General features: G+C 65.4%; 3 protein-coding genes. All 3 read left to right on the top strand.

Annotation, left to right across the window (positions count from 1 at the left end):
• Window positions 1-182: 182 nt before the first annotated feature.
• The 3 genes from ABIB51_RS23155 to ABIB51_RS23145 all read left to right on the top strand — a co-directional run bounded on the left by ABIB51_RS23155 (window position 183) and on the right by ABIB51_RS23145 (window position 1,265).
• Window positions 183-623: a hypothetical protein gene (locus tag ABIB51_RS23155; protein ID WP_354191735.1), complete on the top strand. Its 441-nt coding sequence runs from the start codon at window positions 183-185 to the stop codon at window positions 621-623.
• Window positions 607-876 carry a hypothetical protein gene (locus ABIB51_RS23150; RefSeq protein ID WP_354191733.1) on the top strand — a complete coding sequence of 90 codons (270 nt, stop codon included), beginning with the start codon at window positions 607-609 and terminating at the stop codon, window positions 874-876. The genes ABIB51_RS23155 and ABIB51_RS23150 overlap by 17 nt, the downstream gene beginning before the upstream one ends.
• Window positions 877-992: 116 nt before the next feature.
• Window positions 993-1,265: a hypothetical protein gene (locus ABIB51_RS23145; protein WP_354191732.1), complete on the top strand. Its 273-nt coding sequence runs from the start codon at window positions 993-995 to the stop codon at window positions 1,263-1,265.
• The last annotated feature ends 100 nt before the right edge of the window (window positions 1,266-1,365 follow it).

The raw sequence follows: 1,365 nt of genomic DNA, 5'->3' as shown, positions 1-1,365 counted from the left end.
CAATGGCGAAATTCACCACCCACCAGCAGCCGCTACCTGCGGCCGCCTGACCAAAACGAAACTACGCGACTGTCTCACATCCTTGACACACCTCAGGCCGTGGACGGGGGGGAGAGTGCCTCCTACAATTAGGGCTACCTGTGGGCCGCTGGCCGGCAGTTCCTGATCAAGGAGATAAGGCAATGGCGCCTGCTTCCCGCTTTCCGTCCCGCCGAAATGCACCCCCCGGCGGCAGCACCCGTCCGTGGTGCAGCGCGTGCGGGACCGATGCATATCTGTTCATCGAGACCGTGGGAGGCTCCGCCAATCGGCCGGGCACCTCCATCGAGGTCAGCTACACCTGCCTGGAATGTGACACGTTCCACGCCCACGACGTTCTTTCCGGCTGCATCGACCCGTCGATACTGCGCCAGTTCCCGCCGGAAGCCCCCGACAACGAGCACGGAACCTACCTCCACTGCGGCGAACCCATGACAGCCGGCACCACGGCGGGGCGCTCCCTGACCACGACGGTCCCGGCCGGACAGAGCCGAAGGAACCACCTGGAAGCGTACCTGCACACCCAGGTCCTGCATTGCCGCTGCGGATTCCGGATGGAGATTCCCCATGCAGACCGCCCCTGAGCCGGAACCGGCAGCAGGCACCCTCACCCGTACCGGCGACGGGGAGGCCGGACTGACGGTCACCGTGCACGCCTCCAGCACCCGTCCCGCTGACTGGGGCCGGGCCATGGCCCGCGCCGTGAACCTGCTCGTTGAATTAATCACCGCCACCACGGGCACTGACCCCTGCCGCGGCCCCGGTGGCCTGGATCTGTCACTGCACGTCACGGCCCTGCCATCCGGGGAAGCCATCACGGTGACCTGGAATGGCTGATCCGCTCCGGGTCCGGCCGGCATCCCGGCAAGGGCCAGGCATTCCTCCCCGTACCGTCACACGCACACCCCTGCGGGCCAGACTCCTGGCCCTAACAGAACCCCTAAGAGGCAAAAATGACTGACATGCACATCAAGGAACAGTGGGGCCGGCTCTCTCCGGCCACCCGGCAATGGTTCCTCGACAACCCCGGATGCGTGATCGTGCCCCGCACCATCACGGCCGCCATCAACACCGAAACCGGCGAAAACGCCGACACCGACGCCCACGGAGAGACCTTGCTCTCCGAGGAGGACTGGCTCTTTATCCAGGCGAAATCCCACGATGACGCTACTACAGACCCTCCCGGCCACCGATTCTTCGACGCATTACAACCGGGACAGCCATGACCGTGGCGGCTCCTGTGGCCGCTTGTCATGTTCCGCGCTGCGGTCACTCCGCGTGGAGGTTGGATCTGAACTGGATGATCCTCGTCGCACAGGCGGCGGC

Origin of the sequence: Arthrobacter sp. UYCu712 (genome assembly GCF_040547005.1) — a bacterium.
Classification (GTDB): domain Bacteria; phylum Actinomycetota; class Actinomycetes; order Actinomycetales; family Micrococcaceae; genus Arthrobacter.
Note: the sequence above shows the minus strand (reverse complement) of the source record. Positions and strands in the feature narration are given on the sequence as shown.